This is a genomic window from Pseudomonas sp. LBUM1645 (assembly GCF_059716185.1).
Map to the genome: position 1 here is coordinate 4,120,299 of NZ_CP166811.1, position 24,805 is coordinate 4,145,103.

The following is a 24,805-nucleotide window of genomic DNA, read 5'->3' on the forward strand; positions in this document are numbered from 1 at the left end:
CAGTGTGGGAGCGAGCTTGCTCGCGATGAGGTCCGCACATTCAGCATTGATATCGACTGACACATCGCCATCGCGAGCAAGCTCGCTCCCACAGGTTTTGTGGCCGACTGGAGGTTCGGGTTGTTACGCCGAACAGTGTGGGAGCGAGCTTGCTCGCTCCCACAGGTTTTGTGGCCGACTGGGGGTTCGGGTTGTTACGCCGAACAGTGTGGGAGCGAGCTTGCTCGCGATGAGGCCCGCACATTCAGCATTGATATCGACTGACACATCGCCATCGCAAGCTAGCTCGCTCCCACAGGTTTTGTGGCTGACTCAAGGTTCAGGGGGTTACACCGAACAGTGCGGGGGCAAGCTTGCTCGCGATAGTCGAGGTCATTAAAGCGGTGCAGTGTTCGAATTGGGGAATGGCATTCAACAAGGCTCGGGTGTACGGGTGGCGCGGCTGATCGAACACCTGGCGCACGGGGCCCGACTCGACGATTTCGCCGTCTTTCATCACCAGCACGTGATCGCTGACGCTGTTGATTACCCCCAGATCATGGGAAATGAACAGGCACGCCAGGCCCAGACGGCGCTTGAGATCGGACAGCAGTTCGAGAATCTGCGCCTGCACCGAAACGTCCAGCGCCGACACCGGTTCATCGCACACCAACACGTGCGGTTTCGGTGCCAATGCACGGGCAATGGCGACACGCTGACGCTGGCCGCCAGACAACTCGATCGGTCGGCGTATCAGAAAGCTTTCGTCGAGCCGGACCAGCTTCAACAACGCAACGGCCCTTTCACGACGCGTGCCTTGATCGACATGGCTCGTCGCGTCCAGCGCTTCATACAGGACGCGCTCCACGGTGTAGCGCGGATCAAAGGAACTCAGCGGGTCTTGAAACACCACTTGAATGCGCTGGCGCTCCTCGCGTTTCTCACGACTGTTGAGGCTCGACCAGGCTCGGCCACGCAGCAGCACGTCGCCGCTGTCAGGGGTTTCCAACCCCAGCAGCATGCGCGTCAGGGTGGTTTTACCCGAGCCGGACTCGCCGACGATGCCCAGGGTTTGTCCTGCGTGCAGTTCGAAGGACGCTTGCGCCACGGCCGTGCGTACTTTGCCGTCCGGTCCTTTGAACGCCTTGCGCAGCTGTTGCGCCTGAACCGCCAGCGGCCGGTCAACACTGATCGTTTGTGAGGTTTCACTGCGCCGCACATGCACCGAGCGTGCGGCCATCAGCAGCGACTGCGTGTACGGGTGCTGAGGATCGTGCAGTACCGCATCCGCCGAACCCTGTTCGACGATGACGCCGTTGTGCATCACCGCGATCCTGTCGGCCAGACGCGCCACCACGGCCAAGTCATGGCTCACCACCAGCATCGCCGTAACGCTGCGGCGCAAGGACTCGAGCAATCGCAGCACCTGATCCTGCACCGTGGCATCCAGTGCCGTGGTCGGTTCGTCGGCAATCAACAGGTCCGGTGCGCAGGCAATCGCCGAGGCAATCAACGCCCGTTGACGCAAACCGCCGGAGAGTTGATGAGGGTATTGTCTGGCCCGCAACTCGGGCTCCGGAACGCCGACCGAGCGCAGCAGTTCCAGTACCTTGAGCTGGCGTTGTTGTTTTGTGAGGTGCTCATGCAAGCGCAATGGCTCTTCGATTTCATCGCCCACCCGGCGTAACGGATCGAGGGAGCCCAAGGCGTCCTGCATGACGAAGCCGATGCGCGCTCCACGAATGCGTCGCCAGGCGCGCTCGTCAAACGTGCGCAGGTCCAGCCCGTCAAAATGCAGCCGCTGCGCCTGAATGCTTGCGCCCTGCCCCGTCAAACCGGCCAGGGTTCGCGAAGTCACGCTTTTGCCGGAACCGGATTCGCCCACCAGCGCCAGGCATTCGCCGCGATGGAGGGTGAAGGAAATGCCGCCGATCACCGGTTGTGCCTGACCGGCAAAGTGCACGCGCAGGTCCTGGACGTCGATCAGCGCGGGACCCTTTTCGAACTGGCTCATGTGCGCTTTCCTTCGCTGCGACGCAACAGTTCACGACCCAGCGCGGTAATGGAAATCACCGTCAAGGTCACCGCCAAACCCGGCCAGGCCACCAGCCACCAACCATTGGCGAGGTAGTTGCGCCCCGCCGACAGCATCGCGCCCCATTCAGGAGAAGGCGGCGGCGCGCCAAAGCCGAGAAAACTCAAGGCCGCCCCGGCGGTGATGTTGCCGCCGATGCCGATGGTGGCCAGCACCAGAATCGGTTTGATCGCGTTAGGCAACACGTGGCGAAAGATAACGGCCGCGCGATGAATGCCCAGAGTGGTCGCTGCCTCGACGTAAGGAGCTGAGCGAACGACCAGCGTCTGGGCCCGCACCATCCGCGCGAAACGCGGTACACCGGCCACACCGACCGCGACTACCGCGTTGAACAGTCCCTCGCCCCAGAACGTAATGATCACCAGGGCCAACAGCAGATCAGGAAAGGCCAACAGCACGTCCACCAAACGCATGATCGTGGCGTCGACAATCCGCGGACCCAGCCCGGCCAACAGACCCAGAGCGACACCGAAAACCAGCGCGATGGCCGTTGCCGCGAGGCCCATCAACAAGGAAGGCCTGACGCCATGAATCAGCCGCGTATACAGATCGCGGCCGTTCTCGTCGGTGCCCAGCCAATGGGTGCCACCGGGAGGCTGAAACGCGTGTCGTGCGCTGGCTTCCAGCGGATCGCCCGGTGCCAGCAGACCGGGCACCAACGCGGCGATGATCAGCAACATCAGAAACACCCCGGCCAGCAGCAATCCGGGGCGCAACCGCCAGACTCGCGGCGCGGCACCCAAGGCCAGCGCGGGCAGGTTGCTCAGTAAGGTCTTGTTCGCGACAGTCATCTTTTTCTCCTTCTAACTGTAAGCATTGCCAGCCAGTCACACCGCGAACCTTGTGGGAGCCCGGCGTTACGGCGCCGGGTTCGGAATGCGCGAGTGAATCGCGTTGATGCGCCCGAGCAATTCGGCGTCGAGCGTCAGCGCCAGGCTGTCGAGGTTTTCCTTGAGCTGATCGAGCCGTGTCGCGCCCGATAGCGCACTGCTGACAAAAGGACGACTGGTGACGAAGGCCAGCGCCAACTGTACCGGCGACAGGTCGTATTCCCGGGCCAATTCCACATAGGCGGTGACCGCTCGTGTCGCCTCTTCACCGTCGTAGCGAGAGAACCGACGGTAGACCGAAGCCAGTCGCGAGCCTTCCGGCAAGGCGCCGTTGAGGTATTTGCCGCTGAGCACACCAAAGGCAATCGGTGAGTACGCCAGCAAGCCGACTTGCTCCCGGTGGCTGAACTCGGCCAGCCCCACTTCGAACTGACGGTTGAGCAGGCTGTAAGGGTTCTGGATGCTGACGATGCGCGGCAGCCCAAGACACTCCGACTGCTTGATGAATTCCGCGGTGCCCCACGCGGTTTCATTGGAGATACCGATATGGCGAATCTTGCCGGCCGTCACCAGCTCGGCCAGTACCGAGAGCGTCTCCTCGATGGCGACGCTCTGCTCGCCCTCGACCCAGGGGTATTCGGCGCGACCGAAGAAGTTGGTGCTGCGGTCCGGCCAGTGCAACTGGTAGAGGTCGATGTAATCGGTCTGCAACCGGTCGAGGCTGCCCTCCAGCGCCGCAATGATGTTCTTGCGGTCATGCCGGGTTTCGCCGTTGCGAATGTGCGTCTGCTGGGCCGAGCGTGGCGGGCCGATGATTTTACTGGTGAGGACGATGTCCTGGCGACGCCCGCTTTTCGCCAGCCAGGAGCCGATGAAACGCTCGGTGCTGCCCCACGTATCGGCATGGGTCGGCGTCGGGTACATCTCGGCGGTGTCGACCAGATTCACCCCGCGTGACAGCGCGTAGTCGAGCTGTTGATGGGCGTCGGCCTCGCTGTTCTGATGGCCCCAGGTCATGGTGCCGAGACCGATCAGGCTGACGTCGATATCGGTTTTGCCTAGCTTGCGGTATTGCATGGTGATGATCCTTGAGCGTTGAAGGGTTTATCAGGCACTTTCGCGCTGGGCACGGTTGGCATAACGACTGGTCACCGTCGGCAAGCCCAAGTGACCGCGCAAAGTGGTTGAGGTGTATTCGTGGCGGAACACTCCGCGCTTGCGTAGCAACGGCACGACTTCGTCGACGAAGATCTCGACGCCCGACGGGAACATGTCCGGCATGATGTTGAAGCCATCGGCGGCCCCGGCCAGGAACCAGTGCTCCAGAGTGTCGGCGACTTGTTCCGGGGTGCCGACGACCAAGCGGTGGCCGACAAGGATGCGTTGCGACAGTTGCCGCACGCTGAGGTTTTCCCGGCGGGCCAGATTGAGTTGGGCTTCCAGGAATCCATGGGAGCCGGCCTCGAAACTCTCCACTGGGCCGATGCGATGCCAGGGCAGCGGGCCGTCCAGATCGAGTTCGCTGGCCGGGATCCCGATGCGCCGCGCCACCTGATCGATCAGGCCGCCGTCGCCATTGAAACCATTGAGCTGATCGAAACGGGCCTGGGCTTCCGCCTCGGTGCTGCCGATCACCGTTGACAGGCCCGGCATGATTTTCAGGTGCTGCGGATTGCGGCCCCACTGCCGGGCACGGTTTTTCATTTCCTGATAGAACGCCAGGCCGTCTTCGAGGGTGGTCTGGGTGGTGAAAATTGCATCGGCGTAGCGCGAGCCCAGGGCTTTGCCACCCTCGGATGAACCGGCCTGCACCAGCACCGGATGCCCCTGAGGACTGCGCGGCACATTGAGTGGGCCCTTGACCGAAAAATGCTCGCCGACGTGATCGACCTCATGCACCTTCGACGGGTCGGCAAAACGTCCGCTGATGCGGTCACCGATGATTGCGTCGTCCTCCCAGCTGTCCCACAGCTTGCGCACCACATCGACGAACTCATCGGCCCTGCCGTAGCGATCGACGTGCAGCGGCGCGCCACGCAAACCGAAGTTCTGCGCCGCTGCATCACCGGCATTGGTCACCACATTCCAGGCTGCACGGCCTCCACTGAGGTAGTCCACCGAAGCAAGTCGACGGGCCAGGTTATAGGGATCGTTATAGGTGCTCGACGCCGTGGCGATCACACCAATGTGCTGGGTCGCCAGCGCCACCGCTGTCAGCAAGACCGTAGGTTCCAGTCGCCCGGCCGGCGAGCTGGAAACGTCACCCGCCAGGGCCGGACCGTCGGCGAGGAAGATCGCGTCCAAGGTTCCGCGCTCGGAAATACGTGCGATGTTGCGGTAGTACTCCACGTCAAGATAAGCGTCAGCCGCCACTTCACCGACGCGCCACGCCGCCGAATGCGCGCCGAAGCCCAGGATGTTCATGCCGATGCTCATTTGCTTTTGCGACGCGCTCATGGCGTTTGCTCCTCGGTGGTTTGGGGGGTGGTTTCCAGGGTGGCGCTGGCGTCTTTTTCAGCCTTGTCTTTGGCCAGTCGCTCGGCCCACGCCTCACTCGGCGTGACGTCGTTCAAATAGAAATCGCCCAGCGCCCGCTCGCGCAAAATTGCCGGGTTGTGTGAAGACACGGTGCGGGCGTTACGCCAGTGACGGTCAAGGTGACGCGGCGTGCTGGTGGCCGAAGCCCCGCCGACTTCAAACAGCAACGTGGTGGCTTGCAGCACCAGGTCGATCGCGACTTGCTGGCCCTGATAGGCCTTGACCTCGGCCGCGGCGTACAGCGCAGTATCGGCCGTGCCGGCCTGATGGGCCTGCCAGACTTCCTCGACACCCGCCGACACTCGATCCACTACGGCTTCGGCGGCGAACGACAGGCTGGACAGTCGACCGACGACGCGCTGGACCAAGGGGTCCTGCCCTGGAATGGATTGCCCAGGCACGCCGAAAGTCCGCGTGCGACCTTTGACGAACGTCACCGCATCACGCAGTACGGCTCGGGAAATACCCGCGAGGGTCGCCAGATGCACCAGTTGATAGAACGCCGTGATGTAGCTCTGGCCATGCCCTTCGGCCGTCTTGAAGCGGCGAATCACCTGGTCGTCGCTGATCAGTACGTTGTTGAAGCGCGTGGTGCCGCTGCCGGTCAGGCGCTGACCGAAACCGTCCCAGTCATCGAGGCGTGTCACGCCGGCTGCCGTGGTGGAAATCACCACGCTGACATGGTCGTCGCCATCGGCAGTGGAAGCGGCGATCCAGTCGGCGTACAGGGTGCCGGTGCAGTAATACTTCTCGCCGTCGACGCGCCAGTCGTCACCCTCCTTTCTCAGGGTCACGCTGTTTCGGGTTTCGCCGGTACGCTCGGCCATCGCCGCACCGAACAATTCTCCGGCCACCACTTTTGGAAACCAGCGCAGGCGTTGTTCGTCTTCGATGTCGTTGAGGCGACCTTCGACGAAGCCGAAATGCGCTCGCAAAATTTGCGGCAGATTCGAATCGGCTTCGCCCAGCAACGTCAGCAAACGAAACAGCTGTGGCACTGTCGCGCCGATGCCGCCATACGCGCGCGGCACACGCAGGGCGCCGAACCCGGCAGCGCGTAGCCAGCCGACGGCTTCGTAAGGCAACTCACGACGTTCTTCGCGCTGCAGCGTTCCGGCGGCGATGCGGTCGAACACCGGCTGAAAACGGCTGAGCAGTTCATTGTCCGTGGGCACGCCACTGGCGTCGTGCTGGTCCTGATCCACGAGGGAAGCGTTGATTGCGTTCATGGGAGTTTCCTTGAATTACGAGGTTTCATGACTCGACCACGCGGGGGTCGAGAAAACTGTTGAGCAGGTCGACAACCAGATTCACCAGGACGTAGATCAACGCCACCAGCAACGTGATGCCCAGTACCAGCGGGATATCCTTGTTGGTGGTGGCTTCGATCATCAGTCGCCCAAGGCCCTGCCGGGCGAACAGGGTTTCGGTAATCACCGCACCGCCGAGCAGGCTGGCGAAAATGAAACCGGAGAGCGTCACCAGCGGAATCAACGCGTGGGGCAACGCATGCCGCAGGCGCACACCGGCCTCCGACATCCCGCGAGCTCGGGCCATGCTGATAAAGGGCAGTTCAAGCACGTCTTCCAGTTCCTGGCGCAGCACCTGGGTCAGCACCGCCATGACCGGAAGCGCCAGCGTCAGCGTCGGCAGGACCATGGTTTTCCAGCCTTGGGAGCCAGCCGGCGGGAGCAGATGAAACTGGAAAGAGAAGATCAGCAGCAGGACGATCCCGAGCACAAAGCTCGGCACTGACGTCAGGACCAGCTCGGAACCGGACGACAGTGACCGAATCCAGCGCGCGCGATGCGCAGTCAACAAAGCCAGGACCAATGCCGCCAGAACCGCCAGCACCGCGGCGCACGCAGCCAGTTGCAACGTGGCGCCAATCTGCTGGGAAATCGCCTTCACCACCGGGATTCGCAACCGGTACGAATTGCCGAGATCGCCCTCGGACAGACGCCCGAGATAGCGCCCGTATTGCACGATCAAGGGTTGATCGAGACCGTATTCGGCACGCACTTGTGCCAGCACCTGAGGCGTCGGCAATGCATCCGGGCCGCCGAGGATGGCCAGCGCGGTATCACCGGCAGTGACGTTAAGCGTCACGAAAGACAGGGTCGCCGCGCCCCACAACACCAAGGCGCCGGCCAGCAGGCGCCAGACAATACGCTTGAGGATTTTCATTTCGACTCCTTGCTGTCGAGCCAGACGGAGGTAAAGAACGGCGTGTTATGGGACGTGTCGAAAACCACGCCGTTGACCGAGCGCCGATAGGCCACCAACGTGTGGTTTTCGTACACCGGCACCGCTGGCACCAACTCGGTCAGGCGCTGTTGCGCCTGGCTGTAGAGGCTGCGCAGGCGTTCGGGATCGCGGGTGCGACGGGCATCGCTGAGCCACTGATCGAGCTGAGGGTCCTGCAAGCGCGAGGTGTTCTGCCCGGTGTAGCGCTCAGAGTTGATTTGCAAGCGGTGGTACAGGATGTACAAACCATCCGGAGTGTTGGTGTGCCAGTAACCCGATCCCAAGGCCTGATAGCGATTGGCATTGCGCCGCTCGAGCAATTGCGTGACTGGCAATTGAGTGATTTTCAACTCGAAGCCGACCTTCTTCAGGTCCGATTGCACCGCCACCAGATCGACACCCGGCGACAACGCTGTTTCCGTGCTCAGCACTTCGGCGCTCAAGCGTTGCCCGGCGCGGGTGCGGTAACCCTCGGCATCACGTCCGGTCCAGCCCGCCTCGTCCAGAAGCTGGTTGGAATGAGTCACGTCATAGCGCAGTGCGCTGGCGAAGGCCGGGTCGTAGTCCGGCGTGGTGGCTGACAGGTAGTCAGTCTTGGTCCGGTACTCACCGAAGCCGACAATCTGTGCGATGCCTTCCCGGTCGATGGCCAGCGCCACCCCTTTGCGTACCCGCACATCGTCGAACGGTGCCTGGCTGACATTGAAGGTCAGCACGCGGGTCGGGTTACCCAGGTTCACCCGACTCTTGAGCACCAGATCAGGGTCATTGCGGATCGAGCCGGCTGTCTGCGGCGGCGCGTCGATAGTGAAGTCATACTGCCCGGCCGCCAGCGACGAGTAGCGGATCATGGCTTCTGGCACAAAGCTCAATTCGACACCTTGCAAGTACGCCGACCCCTGGTGCTGGATCAACTCTGGCGCCCAGTGATAATCCTCGCGACGGGTAAAACTGACGCCTTGCTGGCGCACGTAGCGGGTCACCACGAACGGACCGCTGCCAACCGGGTGCTCTGCGAGGGCCGCTGGATTGTCGAGAATGGCCCGAGGCGACATCATGCCCAGCCAGGATTGCGCCAGCACGTTGAGGAACGGCGTGTAGGGTTCGCTCAGGTGCGCTTCGAAGGTGAATTCGTCGATCACCCGGCCATCCACATAAGGTGCGATGTACGCCGTGGTCATCGCCGCTTTGGTCGCCGGATCGCGAATTCTCTTCAGGTTGACGCGCACCGCTTCGGCGTTGAACTTGACGCCATCACTGAAGGTGACATCGTCACGCAAGTGAAAGGTGTAGGTCTTGCCGTCGGCGGAAATGTCCCAGGATTTCGCCAGCCAGGGTGTCGCGTTGCCCTGCTCGTCCAGATACACGAGATTGTCGAAAAGCATGCGTCCCAACCACTTGGGGTTAGTGCCTGTGATCAGGTGCACGTCAAGGCTGCCCATGTCGATGGCCGCCGTCACGCGCAGCACCCCGCCCGCCTCGCCCACGCTCTGTTCGCGGTAATCGGCGGCCGGGTAGCTGACCGGCTGGCTGCTGTCGAGGTCAGCCGCTTTCTGCTGCGGATCTGCCGGGGGGGAGCAACCCGCCAGCACCGTTACGCCCAGTAAAATAAGCGAGCCAAGAAACGATCTCATGACGCCTTCCCCAACCAGACCGTGGTGAACACCGGCGTGTTGTGCGAGGTGTCGTAGACGATGCCTTTGACACGTTGCCGGTGAGCGCTCAGCGAATAGTTCTCGTAGAGCGGCACCGCCGGAACCAATTCGGCCAAACGTTGCTGGACCTTGCTGTAAAGACCTTTCAGTTGCCCAGGATCAGTGGCGTGGCGGGCCTGGGCCAGCCAGTCATCAAGCTGCGCATCACGCAAGCGCGCGGTGTTTTGCCCGATGCGTTGGGGCGAGATGATTTCGCCGCTGTGATAAAGAATGTACAGACCGTCCGGCGTGTTGGTGTGCCAGACGCCGGAGCCCACCGCCTGAAAACGATTGGCGCTACGCCGCTCGGCCAATTGCAAAGGTGGCACCTGCGCAATACGCAACTCGAAGCCAAGCTTCTTGACGTCCGACTGAATGGCGACGGTGTCGGCAACAGGAGTGATGCCTTCGGCCAGCAACACCTCGGCACTCAAACGGTGACCATCGCGCACCCGATAGCCTTGCGCATCACGCTGACTCCAGCCCGACTCGTCCAGCAGACGGTTGGCAGTTGCGGGGTCATAAACCAGTGCCCCGGCAAATGCGGGATCGTAGTAACGCGTGTTGGCCGCCAGAAAATCGCTCTTGGGTGTGTACTCGCCGAAACCACTCATCTGCACGATGCCTTCACGATCGACACCCAACGCAAAGGCCCTGCGTACCCTGACATCGTCGAACGGCGCTTTGGAGGTGTTGAAGGTGATGCCGCGATTGGGGTTTCCCTGCCTGATCCTTCTATCCATGACCAGTTCCGGGTCATTGCGCATCGCCTGGGCATTCTGCGCGGGAGCATCGACGGTCAGGTCATACTGCCCGGCGACCAGTGAGGAGTAGCGGATCATCGCCTCGGGTACGAAATCGATCTGGATCCGCTCCAGATACGCCGGCCCCGGGTGATTGATGAAGTCCGCTGCCCAATGGTAGTCATTGCGCCGCACCAGGCTGATGCCTTGCTGACGGGAGTAACGCTCGACGACGAAGGGGCCTGAACCGACGGGCGCTTCACCCAGCTTGCGCGGATTGTCGGTGATTGCCTTGGGCGACATCATGGCCAGCCACGACTGCGCCAACACATTGAGAAAAGCCGTGTAGGGTTCGCGCAGATGCGCTTCAAAGGTGAAATCGTCGATGACTGTGCCGTCGACGTAGGGCGCGATGTACGCCGCCGCCAGGGGCGACTGGGTGGCAGGCGCGCGCATGTGTTCCAGGTTGATCTGCAAGGCATTGGCGTCGAAGCGTGAGCCGTCGCTGAAGGTCACGTCGTCGCGCAAGTGAAAGGTGTACGTCAGCCCGTCTGGAGAGATATCCCAGGACTTGGCGAGCCAGGGCGTGATGTTGCCCTTCTCATCCAGATACACCAGGTTGTCGTAGAGCAAACGCCCCAGCCACTGTGAATTGGTGTGGGAAATGGCATGCAGGTCCAGCGACCCGGTGTCAGCCGCCACGGACACCCGAAGCGTGCCACCGGACTTGCCAGAGGACTGCTCACGGTAGTCTCGCGCGCTGTCGACTTCAGCGCTGTTCGTTTGACTGCTGGACGGTTTTCCAGCGTCGTTCGCGGGTGAGCAGCCACCCAGCGTCAATCCAAGGCAAAGCGCCGCCACTGCGCGGAAATACCATCGATTATTCACGCGTTCATTCCATCAAAAAGTTGGGCGCCAGCGCCTGGCAGTGGGCGACCAGGTGGCTGCGCGGCTGGGATTCAATCAGTTGAAGCGATAGCTCACGCCGCCGTAGATGCCGAAACCATCACTCGGATAAGAGCGCGCACGATCAACGCCGCCATCGTCGTACGTCGGGCTGACGACCGTCGTGTAGTGGCGGTCGGTCAGGTTGCGCAGATCCAGATAGGTCAGCCAGGACTTCTTGGGCGAGTTCCATCCGATGGTTGCGCCGAAGACGTGATACGGCCGGGTGTAGAACGAGTTGGCGTAGTCCACCGACATTTTCGAACCGATCTGCGTGTTGACTCCCACGTACACACCGTTGGCAAAGTCGTATTGCAACTCACCCTGGTAGTAGTGTTTGGGGATGCCCGGCAGTTCGTTGGCGTTGAACTTGTCGTCGTTGACGAAGTGGAAATCGCTGTAGGTATAGGCCTGGCGCAAGGTCAGTTTGTTGATATCGCTGCCCTGCCATAGCGTTGATTCGAGGCCTGCTTCCACGCCTTGGTGAATCGTCGCGCTGCCGTTGGATTCCGCCGTGATCGCCGCCGTGGTGTTGGTCGCCGGTACGACTTCAACCGAGAGCAACTCATGGTTAACCTTGGAGTAGTAGTAACTCAGGCTCCAGACGTTGCTGTCGAAGTTGCCCCGCGTCCCCAGCTCAAAGGTGGTCGCCGTCTGATTGACCAGGTCCATGCCTGCACGCGCGAGACCTCTGGCGGGCCCGCTGGTGAAGCTCGGTGGCGTGGTCAGGATCTGCCAGTCGCTGGGCGGCTCGACAGAGCGGCTGATGTTGCCGTACACCTGAAAGTTCGGGGTGAAGTCGTAGCGCAGACCAATGCGAGGCGCATAGTCCCAGTCATTCTTTTCATAGCGATCGTTGGTAACCGGGTACTCCACTTCGGTTTCGCGATTGGTGTAGATCATCGACAGGCCCGTGGTGAGCCACAGGTTATTGACCAGCTCGGTGTCGTTACTGACGTGGAAGACGTTATCCATGCCTTCGTAACTCGCTTCACGAATCAGTGTGCCGACCGGTAACCCCGCCGTGGCGCCTGCCGGAATCCGCACATAGGTCTTCTGGAAACCCTCACCCGGCAAATGCTTGGTCGATAGCAACCCGACGCGGGTCGTACTGGCATGGCCGAAAAGCTCGTCGTCACGCACGTACTGCACCGAACCGGAAACATCCCTGTAACCCCATTTCGCGCGGTTCACCCCACCTCGGATGTCGATCGGGTAGTCGTGATACACCGCACCGAGTTCCAGCCGGGAATTGTCATCCAGATGAATCGTGGTCTTGTTGGCAACCCAGGTCGAACCCGGCTGCTTGCGCGAGGCATCTTGTGCAAGGTTGGTGGCATTGGCACGACGCGGGTGATGCGCAATTTCATCGCGCGTCAGCAAGCCACCGGTGTCGTTATCGGTTTCGCGGTAACGCAGGTAAAAGCGCGTTTCGATATTGGGATTGAATTTGTAGCCGAAGTTACCGGCGAAGCCCTTGCTCGAACCGTTGGTATGGTTCTGATAACCGTCCTGTTCCGAGTCGGTCAGGCTGAAGTAGTAGTCGAAGTCACCGAGTACCTGACCGGATGCAATCTGACGCTTCTGATAGCCATAGCTGCCCGCCTCGTAACGCACTTCCAGGGGCGCCGCGTCATAGCCGGTTTTGGTGACATAGTTCACTGCACCGCCCAGGGTCAGCGAGCCATAATCGAAGCCGTTGGCGCCGCGCAAAATATCGGTGCGGGAAAGTCCCAGCGGCTCGAACAACTCATAGGGCGTACCGCCAGGACCACTGACCGGCAGCCCGTCGAACATCAGAAACACACCGGAACGGAAGTAATTGACGCCCTTGTTGATGCCCGAACCGCGGATGGACAGTTTGATCCCGTCCGCGCCGCCAACTGATTGAGCGTAAACACCCGGCTGGTAAGCCAGCACATCCTGGTTGGTCGCGACGCGGCGTTTTTCCACGGTCGCGGAATCCACCTGCGCGGTACCGCCAGGGACTTCGTTGAGCACCTGTTTCGCCTGTTCCTTTTCGCTGAGCTGCTGGCCCTGTACGACAACCGTGGCCAGTCGTTTTGAATCAGCGGGCGCTGTATTTTCCTCACTTTCGCCTGTTGAATTCACCTCCGCTGCCCACACGCCTTGATGCGTCCCCAGCAACATAAGGCTCATGCTTAATGCACTAAACACACCCCGATGGTTTTTTGGCCTTACGCTTGCGTAAGCTTGCCCCTTTACACGCAAAGATACTTCCAAAGCTCGACTCCCTTAATATGAATGCGGGCGAGGCTTATTGATTTTTATATTCCTCAAGGGGGTCATTGCACACGCCATGCCAAACCATAAATCTCTTTTATTTCAATGACATATTATTTTTAATCGGCAGCATGAAGTGTGATTTTGACTGCACTGTGTTCAGTTGATGTCGTCCTGGCAACAGTGAACGCTTACTTATAATCAACGGGCAGTGAAAATGAACATCTGGTTATGATAATTACGCACTGGCATATAACGTTCCCCGTGAAGGTTAAGCGATTCACACGCTTGCTCTAACCTGTAGCCTGCTCGTAGACTTTTTTACTTGAACCCGAAGTGCACATATCCAGCGAGATCATCAGTGACCCAGAATATCTACGACAACCCCGAGTTCTTCGACGGATACAGCCAACTGCCCCGCTCGCTCCAGGGACTGGCCGGTGCCCCCGAGTGGCCGGCGTTGAGATCGTTACTGCCGCCAATGTCCGGCCAGAAGGTCGTGGACCTGGGCTGCGGTTATGGCTGGTTTTGTCGATGGGCCGCTGAACAGGGCGCCGAGCGCGTGCTGGGGCTGGATGTCTCGGAGAAGATGCTGGAGCGCGCCGTCGTCGCCACACACGACTCACGAGTGAGTTATAAGCGGGCCGACCTAGAGCGGCTTGAACTTGCCAGATCCGGTTTCACCCTGGCCTACAGCTCACTCGCGTTTCATTACATCAGTGACTTGGCTGGGCTATTGCGCAACGTACATGACGCACTGGTATCCGGTGGAAGGCTGGTGTTTTCCATCGAGCATCCCATCTATATGGCGTCACGCCGACCGGACTGGATCGTCGATGCGCAAGGACGCAAGTCATGGCCGGTAGACAGTTATCAGGTGGAAGGTCCAAGGTTTACGAACTGGCTCAGCGATGGCGTCGTCAAACAGCATCGAACGCTGGGCACGCTACTTAACCTGCTGATCCAAACCGGGTTCACCCTCGATCACGTGAACGAATGGGGGCCGACCGAAGAAGATCTTGCTGATCGCCCTGCACTTTCCGATGAAGTCGAGCGACCCATGATGCTGATCGTGTCGGCCAGCCGCTGAGTTTCTAACTGCACACTTTCGGTAGGCCGGATGCCGTCACACCGGCAGGATTAATGGGCAAAAAAAAGCCGAAGCCCTTAAAAGGCTTCGGCTGTTTTTATCGGTCTATTGTCGACGCTGTGACTTCAAGAATTCGAAGGTGCCTGGGCGTTACTCGCCACCCCGTCCAGCGGACCTTGATTGACCTGCAGTTGCCCCTTCGGCACGCGCAACGTCCATAGCAGGTAAACCCCCACCAACCCCGCGGCCGACAGCGACAACATCCCTGCCCGTGGATCGGTGAACCAGACCTCCATATTGGCCTTGAGCATTGGCGCGACGAAGCCGCCGATGTTGCCCATGGAACCGATCAGGGCAATACCGCCTGCCGCGGCGACCCCACCGAGGTAGCCGGTCGGCAGCGTCCAGAACAGCGGTTGAACAGTCACGAAACCAGCCGCTGCAAAACAAAAGGCCAGCAGTACCGGCGCGAAGCTGTTGAGCAAGGCCGAAGCGGCAATGCCAAGGGCCGCCATACCGAGCATGCACATCGCCATCTTCAGGTGCGCCCCATGTCGGTCGGCATATCGGGTCACAAAGTACATGGCGATGGCGGCGCACAGCCATGGCAATGAAATAAACATGCCCACCTCCAAGCCGACCTTGGTCCCCAGCAGCTCCGCAATTCGGGTGGGCAGATAGAAGATGACCCCGTACACACTGACCTGAACGCTGAAGTAGATCAGGATGAACTTCAGCACTCGCTTGTTGCGAACCAGCCCCAGCAGGCTTTTCGGTCCATGAGCCAGTTTGAGCTTGTCTTCCGCCTCGAGCTCCTGGCTCAGGGCGGCCTTCTCCTCGCGGGTCAGCCAAGGCGCATCCTGTGGCTTACTCTTGAGGTAGAACAGCGCAATGATCCCCACGACGACAGCCGCCAGGCCTTCCACCAGGAACATCCACTGCCAGTTGGTCAGGTTGAACATGCCATGCATTTCCAGCAACCAGCCCGACAGCGGACTGCCCAGCATCAAGGCCATTGGCAAGCCGAAATAGTAGATGCCGATGGCCTGACCGCGACGCTGGGCCGGAAACCAGTAGGTCAGGTACAGGATGACACCTGGGGAAAAGCCCGCTTCGGCCACGCCGAGCAGAAATCGCAACACATAAAACGTGGTTTCATCCCGGGTGAACATCATGGCGGCGGACACCAGCCCCCAGGTGATCATGATCCGGCTGAGCCAGAGTCGTGCGCCGACCCGGTGCAACATCAGGTTGCTGGGGACTTCGAAGATCGCATAACCGATAAAGAAAATACCCGCGCCCAGGGCGAAGGCTGCATTGCTCAAACCGATATCGGTCTGTAATGCCGCCTTGGCGAAGCCGACGTTGGAGCGATCGATCATTGCCAGGGCGAACATCAATGCCAGGAACGGCAACAGCTTCCATCTGCATTTGGCGATGGCGCTCTCGATGGCTGCCGCGTGATCCGGTCCTGTTGTGTTTTTGGTCTTCATTTGTGTGCCTTATTATTATTGTCCAGCGACCACTGTTTTTTATCTGCCAGGAACCTCTGGCAGGCAAATCAGTGGATTGATTTACCTGCCACCAGACCGCGAGCAGTCAGGTTGCCCATCAATGCACGCAGGCCAAACGTCCATGGTGTGGCTTGATTGCTGTAGGTGACGCGATTGTGCAGCGTGCCCAGCAACGGGCTGCCGATGCTGACGCTATCGCCCTGTTTGTGGGTGAAACCGCTGCCCTGCTCTTCACGATCCTGCGTCGGAGCAAACAGGGTGCCCAGGAAGAGCATGAAGCCATCCGGGTACTGGTGATTGCTGCCCACAGTCTGGGCCACCAGTTCCAGCGGATCGCGACTGATCTGCTCCATCGAACTGCTGCCGCGCAGGATAAAACCGTCATCACCTTCGACCACCAGGTCGACCACGCAGCGGCGCACATCATCCAGAGAAAAGCCTTCGTCGAACAGGCGAATAAACGGGCCGATCGCGCAAGACGCATTGTTGTCCTTGGCCTTGCTCAACAGTAATGCGCTGCGGCCTTCGAAGTCGCGCAGATTGACGTCGTTACCCAGGGTTGCACCGAGTATCCGGCCTCGGCTGTTTACCGCCAGGACGATTTCCGGCTCAGGGTTGTTCCATTTCGATTCAGGATGAATCCCGACCTCGTTGCCGCTACCGACGGAAGCGAGTACCGGCGCCTTGGTGAAGATCTCGGCATCAGGACCGATCCCCACTTCCAGGTATTGTGACCACAGCCCCTGCCCGATCAACGCCGCCTTTAGTCGCGCCGCTTCGCTCGAACCCGGTTTGATCGAACGCAGGTTATCGCCGATAGCTGCCTTGACCACGTTGCGCACGCTCTCGGCCTTGACCGCATCGCCACCGGCCTGCTCTTCAATCACGCGCTCGATCATACTGGAAGCGAATGTCACACCGGCGGCTTTGATCACTTGCAGGTCAGCCGGAGGCAACAAGAACGCTTTGGCGGGGTCGGAGCCCATTCCCGTATTGGCCAACAATTCGTCAACACTGCCAATGTATCGACCCCGGGCGCTGCGAACAGCCTCGAGCGGTGACGGGCTCTCAAGCAGATCGCTCAATGTCGCAAACTCCTGCGACACATCAAACACGCCGTCGGCGCGCAGTACCACCGGCGACGGGCCTGCGGCCTCCCCCGGTACCCAGGCGCGACCGATCAGCGTGCCTTCCAGGCCATCGATCGGGAGAGTGTTTTTACCAGTCAAATTCAGCTTGGGCATATGCAGATCCAGGTCAATTCGAGAACGATCGGGCAAAACTAGTGGACTGGACCGATAAATCCCAATGACATATTTTCAGCATTTGATATCGTTTCGTTATCAATCAGATTTGAGCGACTTATGGAAAACGACGAGATTTCCTACGCCAGCGTCAGCAAATGGCTCAAGATCAAGCACCTGATGCTGGTCGATACCCTGGCCCGGACCCGCAACATGCATACCACCGCCGAGCTGATGAACCTGACCCAGCCCGCCATCAGCAAGATGTTGCGCGACATCGAGTTGTTGCTCGGCTTTGCCTTGTTCGAACGGCAGACCCGCAGCATGGTCCTGACCGAGCTGGGCGAGTTCGTGGTCCGCTATGCGCGGATGACCCTGGACGACACGCAATCTTTCGTCGATCAGCTCAATAAGCTGCGCAAAGGTGGACATGGCCATTTGAAAGTCGGCGCGATTTTCGCCGCAACCTCGGTCGTGCTGCCCGAGGCCATTACCCGGATCAAGCTGGACCGCCCGATGCTGTCCATCGAAGTGATCGAGCAAACCAGCAATCAACTGCTGGAAATGCTCGAGCATAAAAAGCTCGATCTGATCATTGCCCGCTTCACCGATGAACGTTATCAGCAGCCCTTCGAGTTTCGTGCGCTCGGGCCCGAGCCCTTTTGCCTGGTGGTCAACAGTCGCCATCCCCTGGCGCAGTTCGATGAAGTGGCGACCGATCAGCTCGGCGATTGGCCCTGGGTCATGTACCCCTTCAATGCCCCCATACGGCGGCGAATGGAAAGTGCCTTCGCCGAGTTCAATGTGCGCACGCCCACCAATACGGTCGAGACCATCTCGATGCCAACCTTCCTGCAACTGCTGCAATCGGGACCGATGCTCGCGATGTTGCCCGAATCCATGGTCCAGTCGCAGGTTCAGAGCGGCTTGCTCAAAGTGCTCAACACGCCGTTCAAGGTCGAGCCCCAGGACTACGGCATCATCACGCGCAAGGATGAACCGCTGAGCGAAGCCGCCCGGGAATTCGCCGATACGTTGCTGGAATGCGCCAGGCTGCGACGGGAAGCTGGCGACCGTTGAGCGATGTTTTCATTCAAAAACCCCTGAACCAATGAGAAAAGGTTATCGATCAATCCAAAGGTCTCATTAGGCAGCCACGGGCGGAGGCTCTTATAGTGCGGCAACAAAGGTATGGCGCGGCCCGATTGCCAGCGACCTCCCACGCTTCATAGCCAGTGAGTTTCCGATGGAATTGATCATGAAAACCGGTGCAGCTGCTGTTCTGCGCCTCAATCCTCTGGACGATGTATTGATCGCCCGTCGGCCGTTGGCGGCGGGTGAAGTACTCGAGCAGGAAGGCGTGACCGTACGCCAGCCGGTACCCGCCGGCCACAAGATCGCCGCCCGCCGTGTCGAAGCCGGCCAGCCCTTGCGTCGTTACGGACAGATCATCGGTTTTTCCACCGGGGTTATCGAAGCCGGCGATCACGTGCATGTGCACAACCTGACCATGGGCGATTTCGCCCGTGACTATGCCTTCAGCGTTGATGTGAAACCCGACAAGCCCTTGAACGACGAGCCGGTGTTCATGGGGATCGTGCGCCAGGATGGTCGAGTGGCGACGCGCAACTACATCGGCATCCTGACCTCGGTCAATTGCTCGGCCACCGTGGCCCGCGCCGTTGCCGACCACTTCCGCCGGGACATCAATCCTGCCGCGTTACTGGCGTACCCCAACGTCGACGGCGTAGTTGCCCTGACCCATTCCGCCGGTTGCGCCGTGGACCCCGCCGGCGAAGGCCTGGCCCTGCTGCGCCGAACATTGGCCGGCTACGCCACCCATGCCAACTTCGCCGCCGTGCTGGTCATCGGGCTGGGCTGCGAAACCAACCAGATCGAAGGGTTGCTCAGCACCCAAGGCCTGAGCCGCAGCGATACGCTGCGTACTTTCAGCATCCAGGACAGCGGCGGTACCTCCAAAGCGGTCGCCAGCGGCATCGCCCAGGTCAAGGCGTTGCTTGAGGAGGCTAACCAGGTCAAGCGCGAACCCGTGAGTGCCAGGCATCTGGTGATTGGATTGCAATGTGGCGGTTCGGACGGTTATTCCGGTATCACCGCCAACCCGGCGCTGGGCAATGCCGTCGATCGTCTGGTCGCCTGTGGCGGTACGGCCATCCTTTCCGAAACCCCGGAAATCTATGGAGCCGAACACCTGCTGACCCGTCGGGCCGTCAACCGCGCCGTGGGCGAAAAACTCATCGCCCGTATTCATTGGTGGGAGGCGTATTGCGAGCGCATGGGCGCAGAGCTGAACAACAACCCTTCGGCCGGTAACAAGGTCGGAGGCTTGACCACCATCCTGGAGAAATCCCTGGGTGCCGTGGCCAAGGCAGGCTCCAGTAACCTGGTCGATGTCTATGAATATGCCCAAGTGGTCAGCGCCAAAGGACTGGTGTTCATGGACACCCCCGGCTACGACCCGGTATCGGCCACAGGCCAGGTCGCCGGCGGCGCCAACCTGATCGCCTTCACCACCGGACGTGGCTCGGCCTACGGTTGCGCCCCCACGCCTTCGATCAAACTGGCGACCAATACTGCCTTGTGGAACCGCCAGCGCGAAGACATGGACATCAACTGCGGCGAGATCGCCGAAGACACCATGACCATCGAAGAATGCGGTGAAGCCATCTTCAAACTCATGCTGCGAATCGCTTCGGGCGAACGCAGCATGAGCGAGCAGCACGGTTACGGGCAGAACGAATTCGTGCCCTGGCAGATCGGCGCAGTCACCTGAACCCCTGCTCTCCTCCCCTATTGCCCTGAAATCCCCGCAAGGGGGATTCGAACATTCTTTTCTGGAGCCAGAAATGCCCACGATCATCGGCCAAAACTACATCGCCGGTCAGCGCAGCGCTGCCGGCACTATCATCGTCAACAGCGTTGATGCCAGCACCGGCGAAGCGTTGCCTCACGATTTTTACCAGGCCACCCTCGAAGAAGTCGATGCCGCCGCCAAGGCTGCCGCTGCCGCCTACCCGGCCTATCGCAGCTTGAGCGCCGAACGCCGAGCGCAATTTCTCGACGCCATTGCCGATGAACTGGACGCGCTGGGTGATGACTTTGTAGCGCTGGTCTGCCGCGAAACCGCGCTGCCCGCCGCACGCATTCAAGGCGAGCGCGGTCGCACCAGCGGTCAGATGCGCTTGTTCGCCAAAGTGCTGCGTCGCGGTGACTTCTACGGTGCGCGGATCGATCAGGCATTGCCGGATCGCCAACCGCTGCCGCGTCCGGATTTGCGTCAGTACCGCATCGGCCTTGGACCAGTCGCGGTGTTTGGCGCGAGCAACTTTCCGTTGGCATTCTCCACGGCGGGCGGTGACACCGCGTCGGCGTTGGCCGCCGGTTGCCCGGTGGTGTTCAAGGCTCACAGCGGTCACATGGCCACAGCCGAACTCGTGGCCGACGCGATCATCCGCGCAGCTGAGAAAACCGGCATGCCGGCTGGAGTGTTCAACATGATCTACGGCGGTGGCGTCGGTGAAGCGTTGGTCAAGCATCCGGCGATTCAGGCGGTAGGCTTTACCGGTTCGTTGAAGGGCGGCCGTGCGTTGTGCGACATGGCTGCCGCGCGCCCTCAACCGATCCCGGTGTTCGCCGAGATGTCGAGCATCAACCCGGTGATCGTGTTGCCGCAGGCCCTTGAAGTTCGCGCTGAAAGCGTGGCCCGCGACCTGACCGCTTCGGTGGTGCAAGGCTGCGGTCAGTTCTGCACCAATCCCGGTTTGGTGATCGGTATTCGTTCGCCGCAGTTCAGCGCGTTCGTGCAACAGGTGGCGGGCCTGATCGGCGATCAACCGGCGCAAACCATGCTCAATGCCGGGACCTTGAGCAGCTATGGCCAAGGCTTGCAAAAACTCCTCGCTCATCCGGGCATCGAGCACCTGGCCGGCAGTCCGCAACAAGGCAATCAGGCGCAACCGCAGCTGTTCAAGGCCGATGTCAGCCTGTTGATCAAGGGCGATGAAGTGCTGCAGGAAGAAGTGTTCGGCCCGACCACAGTGTTTGTCGAAGTCGCCGATCAAGCGCAACTCAGCGCCGCATTGAACGGCCTGCACGGGCAGCTGACGGCGACGATCATTGGCGAGCCGGCAGACTTCGAGCAGTTCGCTGAGCTGACGCCGTTGCTGGAACAGAAGGTCGGACGGATCCTGCTCAACGGCTATCCGACTGGCGTGGAAGTCTGCGACTCGATGGTCCATGGCGGGCCGTATCCGGCAACATCCGATGCTCGTGGTACGTCGGTGGGCACGCTGGCCATCGATCGCTTCCTGCGCCCGGTGTGCTTCCAGAACTACCCCGACAGCCTGCTGCCGGATGCCTTGAAGAATGGCAATCCGTTGCGCATTCAACGCCTGGTGGACGGCCAACCGTCCCGCGACACCCTCTAACGGTTAAATGCAATTAATGTGGGAGCAGACTCGCTCCCACATTTGCCCTGTGTCGTTCGCGGGTATTGCGACTTTTCATGGTGTGCGCGAGTTCTTACCTGACTGAATGGATAATCATGCGACTCATGGACAGTCGCGGCGCGTCAGTGCTTCAAGAACTCTGACAAAGTCAGCCCCGCTGTCGGCTGTCAGCGAGATCAAATAAAGGTTTCGAGAGGCCGCTCACTCGGCAGGTGGGGAGTTCCCTGCTCAAGGACGGGTCACTATGATAGGCGAGTGCAGCAGGGAGTTCGTGCGCGTGTTGCCGGTCTGTTCAGTACACAGTTTCGGATTCTTGAAGGCATAGCTCACCTCGTCGACCAACGCCTGAGCCTCCCGGGTCATCAACTCGGGGTCACGACAGACCATGGAGATATTCATGCCGGGTATCTGTTCGTCGATATTCAGCATTTCAAGCCCGTGCTTGAGCAGTAGCTGGGTTGATTCCAGTACCCGCAACGACAGACAGCCAACCGCATCAGTGGTGGAGACCAGTTCGACGTATAGCACGGCGGATGCGCATTCAATGATGTTCATCGGTAGCGCGATACTGTTTTCGCGGAACATCTGCCCGACCAGCGAATCGTCTAGTGCATCGGGTATCAGCCAATCCAGTTCACACAACTCTTTCAGCGATTTGGCATGCCGCAAAGGATGTCCCTTGCGCACAACCAGGGCGGCGGGTTGGGCTTGCAGTTCGACCCAGTGAAAACCTTCGGCATTACGCGAGGGCGGTTGGGAGGTCAGCATCAGATCCAGGAAACCTTCGCGCAGACCTTCGAGCAGCTTGGCCGGGCGCAGCTCGTGAATCTGCAATTGAACCTTGGGGTAACGCTTGCGGTAACTGTTCAGGCTTGAAACGAACTGCCGGCCTGGGGTCGCCGGTGACACACCAATCGCCACTTTCCCGTCCATCACCCCCTTGAGCGTTTCGATTTCCTCTCGGGCGCGGCGCACTTCCGCCACGATCAAGCGAGCACGGCGCACCAGGTGTTCGCCGTAATGGGTCACCGTGATGCCTCTATTGGAGCGTGCCAGCAGAGGCACGCCCAACTCGGCTTCAAGCTCCTTGATGCTCTTGGACAACGCGGGTTGGGAGATATGCAGCAGGCGCGAAGCCTCCTGGATGCTGCCACTTTCGCTGATGGCGACAATGGCCCGGAGTTGATGCAACTTCATAGGAGGGGAACCGCTGGAATTCATGGGGTAACACTCTGAAGTCAAAGCAAAATTCGAGCCTTAATGCTGAGCGGGTCTGATTCAGGGCTTGCTTGCCCCGGTCTGTAAGCCTGGGGACGACACCTTGGGATCAAGACCCGCGAACGGCTGCTTGGCCCAGATGACCTTGCCGCCCACCAGCGTCAGCAGTACTTCATTGCGAGCCAATTGGTCCTCAGGCACCTGCATGAAGTTCTTGTCCAAAACGATCAGGTCAGCGAACTTGCCTACCTCCAGCGAACCGACGACAGCGTCCATCCGCAGCTGCTCAGCGGCGCTGAGGGTGATGGCGCGCAACACCTCGGCGCGTGACAGTCCCGGAGCAGCGTTGAGCCTTGCCGCGTATTTGGGACCATAGCTATGCGGGTTCGATGGATCGCCGGAACGAGTGACACCGACCTTGAGCGCGAGGAATTCGTCGAGTGGATCTACGGGCCAATCGCTACCGTAGGCAATGCGTCCGCCAGCGTCATGGATGCTGCCGGAGGGTTCCATGCGGGCAAAGCGATCCGCGCCAAGATGATCGTTGGTTCCGTCGATGGTTGAGGGCGCCTGCTGAGCCCACTGGAAGGACATCGTGGCGGTCACGTCCAATGCCTTGAAACGCCCATAATCCGCAGTATCTACCGTCTCCGCATGAGCAATGGACGGTCGGAACGGGTTACCGGGAAGTTGCTGGCGCACGTACTCGATGCCATCCAGTGCTTCACGTACAGCTCGCTCGCCCGTGGCATGGATGTGCGGATCGAAGCCGGCTTGTACGGCTTTGAGCAGCACCGAGTTAAGTACGGTCTGGGGGAAATAGACGGTGCCCAGATTGGTGCCGGGCACCCAGTTTTGTGCCGTGTCAGTTCCCGCATTGTGCAAGTAAGGCGTCAGCAGTGCGCCGGTATCCGCCGGGGCGTTGATGATGCCGTCCATGAACACTTTTATGTGACGTACGCTGACACCCGGCGTGGCCTTGATCTCTTTCTGGTCGTAGAGACTGGCGACTGCCTGGACATCCGCAATCGTCTTGTCCGGGTCAGCCGCGGCGGCGGTTGGGTCCAGTTTGATTGCCAGCAAGGCGCGGGCCGTCAGTTCCCCAGACTGTTGCAATGCGGTAAGGACTTTGCCATCGAGCGCACCTGCGGCGGCGTCCAGGAACGTGGTGATACCTTGCTGGCGCATGGCATCGAGCGCTACGCGAGTCTCCGTCAACGATTCTGCATCAGAGGCTGGCGGCACTGCGGCAGTCAGGACCATGACCGCTTCGTCTTCGCCGATGCCGGTAAGGTTTCCCGAGCTGTCACGCACAAACCTGCCACTCGCAGGGTCAGGCGTATCCTTGGTTACGCCGGCGACTGTCAGGCCGCGCGAGTTGCTCAACGCAGAGTGGAAATCGGTCGAGTGAACCAGTATCGGTCGGCGGGTCTTCAACGCATCCAGCGTCGACTTGTCGGGGTCGCCATCGAGCCCGCTCATGCCCATGCGATCCCAGCCAACCACCTCAAGCCAGGCATCGGGTTCCTTGTCCTTGGTGGCGTCCAGGCATGCCTGGAGATTGGACTGGAAGACCGCCTTCGTCATCGCCTGGTATTTCAGGTCGCACAGGGTCATGGCATGGCCAGCGATCACGGGATGCATATGTGCGTCGATGAGGCCCGGCATCAGCATGCGCCCTGCCAGGTCGATCTGCCGGGTCTGCGCGCCGATGTACGAGCTGGCACCCGCGTCACTGCCGACATAGACGATCTTGCCGTCAGCAACCGCAATGGCCTGCTGCACGGAATTCTGGCCATCGACGGTATAGACGTAGCCGTTGCGCAGCACCATGTCGGCGGGGCTCGCCGCAGTTGCCTGCCCAACCACCAGCGCGAGGGATGAAATAGCCATCGTCGTGGGAAGGGTCATGAATAGCCGGGAAAATTTCAAATGTCAGACCTCAATCAGATAGT

Annotated in this window: 17 protein-coding genes; 4 read left to right on the forward strand and 13 right to left on the reverse strand. The window is 60.3% G+C overall.

Features of this window, described 5'->3' with window-relative positions; genetic code table 11:
- Window positions 1–319: 319 nt before the first annotated feature.
- The 9 genes from ACA079_RS18400 to ACA079_RS18440 all read right to left on the reverse strand — a co-directional run bounded on the left by ACA079_RS18400 (window position 320) and on the right by ACA079_RS18440 (window position 13,231).
- Window positions 320–1,993 carry a dipeptide ABC transporter ATP-binding protein gene (locus ACA079_RS18400; RefSeq protein WP_497700386.1) on the reverse strand — a complete coding sequence of 558 codons (1,674 nt, stop codon included), beginning with the start codon at window positions 1,991–1,993 and terminating at the stop codon, window positions 320–322.
- Window positions 1,990–2,865: an ABC transporter permease gene (locus ACA079_RS18405; RefSeq protein WP_497700387.1), complete on the reverse strand. Its 876-nt coding sequence runs from the start codon at window positions 2,863–2,865 to the stop codon at window positions 1,990–1,992. The genes ACA079_RS18400 and ACA079_RS18405 overlap by 4 nt, the downstream gene beginning before the upstream one ends.
- 66 nt (window positions 2,866–2,931) lie before the next feature.
- Window positions 2,932–3,981 carry an NADP(H)-dependent aldo-keto reductase gene (locus tag ACA079_RS18410; RefSeq protein WP_497700388.1) on the reverse strand — a complete coding sequence of 350 codons (1,050 nt, stop codon included), beginning with the start codon at window positions 3,979–3,981 and terminating at the stop codon, window positions 2,932–2,934.
- Between the two features lie 30 nt (window positions 3,982–4,011).
- Window positions 4,012–5,361: an LLM class flavin-dependent oxidoreductase gene (locus ACA079_RS18415; RefSeq protein ID WP_497700389.1), complete on the reverse strand. Its 1,350-nt coding sequence runs from the start codon at window positions 5,359–5,361 to the stop codon at window positions 4,012–4,014.
- Entirely contained in the window at window positions 5,358–6,671 is a 1,314-nt protein-coding gene (locus ACA079_RS18420; protein ID WP_497700390.1) for an acyl-CoA dehydrogenase family protein, read from the reverse strand. The genes ACA079_RS18415 and ACA079_RS18420 overlap by 4 nt, the downstream gene beginning before the upstream one ends.
- Window positions 6,672–6,696: 25 nt before the next feature.
- Window positions 6,697–7,629, reverse strand: coding sequence for an ABC transporter permease (locus ACA079_RS18425; protein ID WP_497700391.1), 933 nt, complete (start codon window positions 7,627–7,629; stop codon window positions 6,697–6,699).
- Window positions 7,626–9,323, reverse strand: a complete 1,698-nt coding sequence (locus ACA079_RS18430; RefSeq protein ID WP_497700392.1) for an ABC transporter substrate-binding protein — start codon at window positions 9,321–9,323, stop codon at window positions 7,626–7,628. The genes ACA079_RS18425 and ACA079_RS18430 overlap by 4 nt, the downstream gene beginning before the upstream one ends.
- A complete protein-coding gene (locus tag ACA079_RS18435) occupies window positions 9,320–11,014 on the reverse strand; it encodes an ABC transporter substrate-binding protein (RefSeq protein ID WP_497700393.1) in 1,695 nt (564 codons plus the stop codon). The genes ACA079_RS18430 and ACA079_RS18435 overlap by 4 nt, the downstream gene beginning before the upstream one ends.
- Window positions 11,015–11,089: 75 nt before the next feature.
- Window positions 11,090–13,231, reverse strand: a complete 2,142-nt coding sequence (locus ACA079_RS18440; RefSeq protein WP_497700394.1) for a TonB-dependent receptor family protein — start codon at window positions 13,229–13,231, stop codon at window positions 11,090–11,092.
- Between the two features lie 445 nt (window positions 13,232–13,676).
- On the opposite strand from ACA079_RS18440, the gene ACA079_RS18445 reads away from it, so the two are divergent.
- Window positions 13,677–14,405 carry a class I SAM-dependent methyltransferase gene (locus ACA079_RS18445; RefSeq protein ID WP_497700395.1) on the forward strand — a complete coding sequence of 243 codons (729 nt, stop codon included), beginning with the start codon at window positions 13,677–13,679 and terminating at the stop codon, window positions 14,403–14,405.
- A gap of 125 nt (window positions 14,406–14,530) precedes the next feature.
- Here ACA079_RS18445 and ACA079_RS18450 read toward each other — a convergent pair whose 3' ends face one another.
- Together ACA079_RS18450 and ACA079_RS18455 are read right to left on the reverse strand one after the other, a co-directional pair.
- Window positions 14,531–15,898 (reverse strand): MFS transporter, encoded by a 1,368-nt coding sequence (locus tag ACA079_RS18450; protein ID WP_497700396.1) that lies wholly within the window; start codon window positions 15,896–15,898, stop codon window positions 14,531–14,533.
- A 68-nt stretch (window positions 15,899–15,966) separates the two neighbouring features.
- Entirely contained in the window at window positions 15,967–17,163 is a 1,197-nt protein-coding gene (locus tag ACA079_RS18455; RefSeq protein WP_497700397.1) for a fumarylacetoacetate hydrolase family protein, read from the reverse strand.
- Between the two features lie 120 nt (window positions 17,164–17,283).
- Here ACA079_RS18455 and ACA079_RS18460 point away from each other — a divergent pair, with 120 nt between their 5' ends.
- The 3 genes from ACA079_RS18460 (at window position 17,284) to ACA079_RS18470 (ending at window position 21,611) form a co-directional block, all read left to right on the forward strand.
- Complete coding sequence (locus ACA079_RS18460) at window positions 17,284–18,243, forward strand: LysR family transcriptional regulator (RefSeq protein ID WP_415769444.1); 960 nt, start codon at window positions 17,284–17,286, stop codon at window positions 18,241–18,243.
- A 166-nt stretch (window positions 18,244–18,409) separates the two neighbouring features.
- Complete coding sequence (locus ACA079_RS18465; RefSeq protein WP_497700398.1) at window positions 18,410–19,957, forward strand: UxaA family hydrolase; 1,548 nt, start codon at window positions 18,410–18,412, stop codon at window positions 19,955–19,957.
- 73 nt (window positions 19,958–20,030) lie between these two features.
- Window positions 20,031–21,611 (forward strand): aldehyde dehydrogenase (NADP(+)), encoded by a 1,581-nt coding sequence (locus tag ACA079_RS18470; RefSeq protein WP_497700399.1) that lies wholly within the window; start codon window positions 20,031–20,033, stop codon window positions 21,609–21,611.
- A gap of 249 nt (window positions 21,612–21,860) precedes the next feature.
- Here ACA079_RS18470 and ACA079_RS18475 read toward each other — a convergent pair whose 3' ends face one another.
- Both ACA079_RS18475 and ACA079_RS18480 read right to left on the reverse strand, forming a co-directional pair.
- Window positions 21,861–22,829 (reverse strand): LysR family transcriptional regulator, encoded by a 969-nt coding sequence (locus ACA079_RS18475; protein ID WP_497700400.1) that lies wholly within the window; start codon window positions 22,827–22,829, stop codon window positions 21,861–21,863.
- An 81-nt stretch (window positions 22,830–22,910) separates the two neighbouring features.
- Window positions 22,911–24,761, reverse strand: a complete 1,851-nt coding sequence (locus tag ACA079_RS18480) for an amidohydrolase (RefSeq protein WP_497700401.1) — start codon at window positions 24,759–24,761, stop codon at window positions 22,911–22,913.
- Window positions 24,762–24,805: the final 44 nt, after the last annotated feature.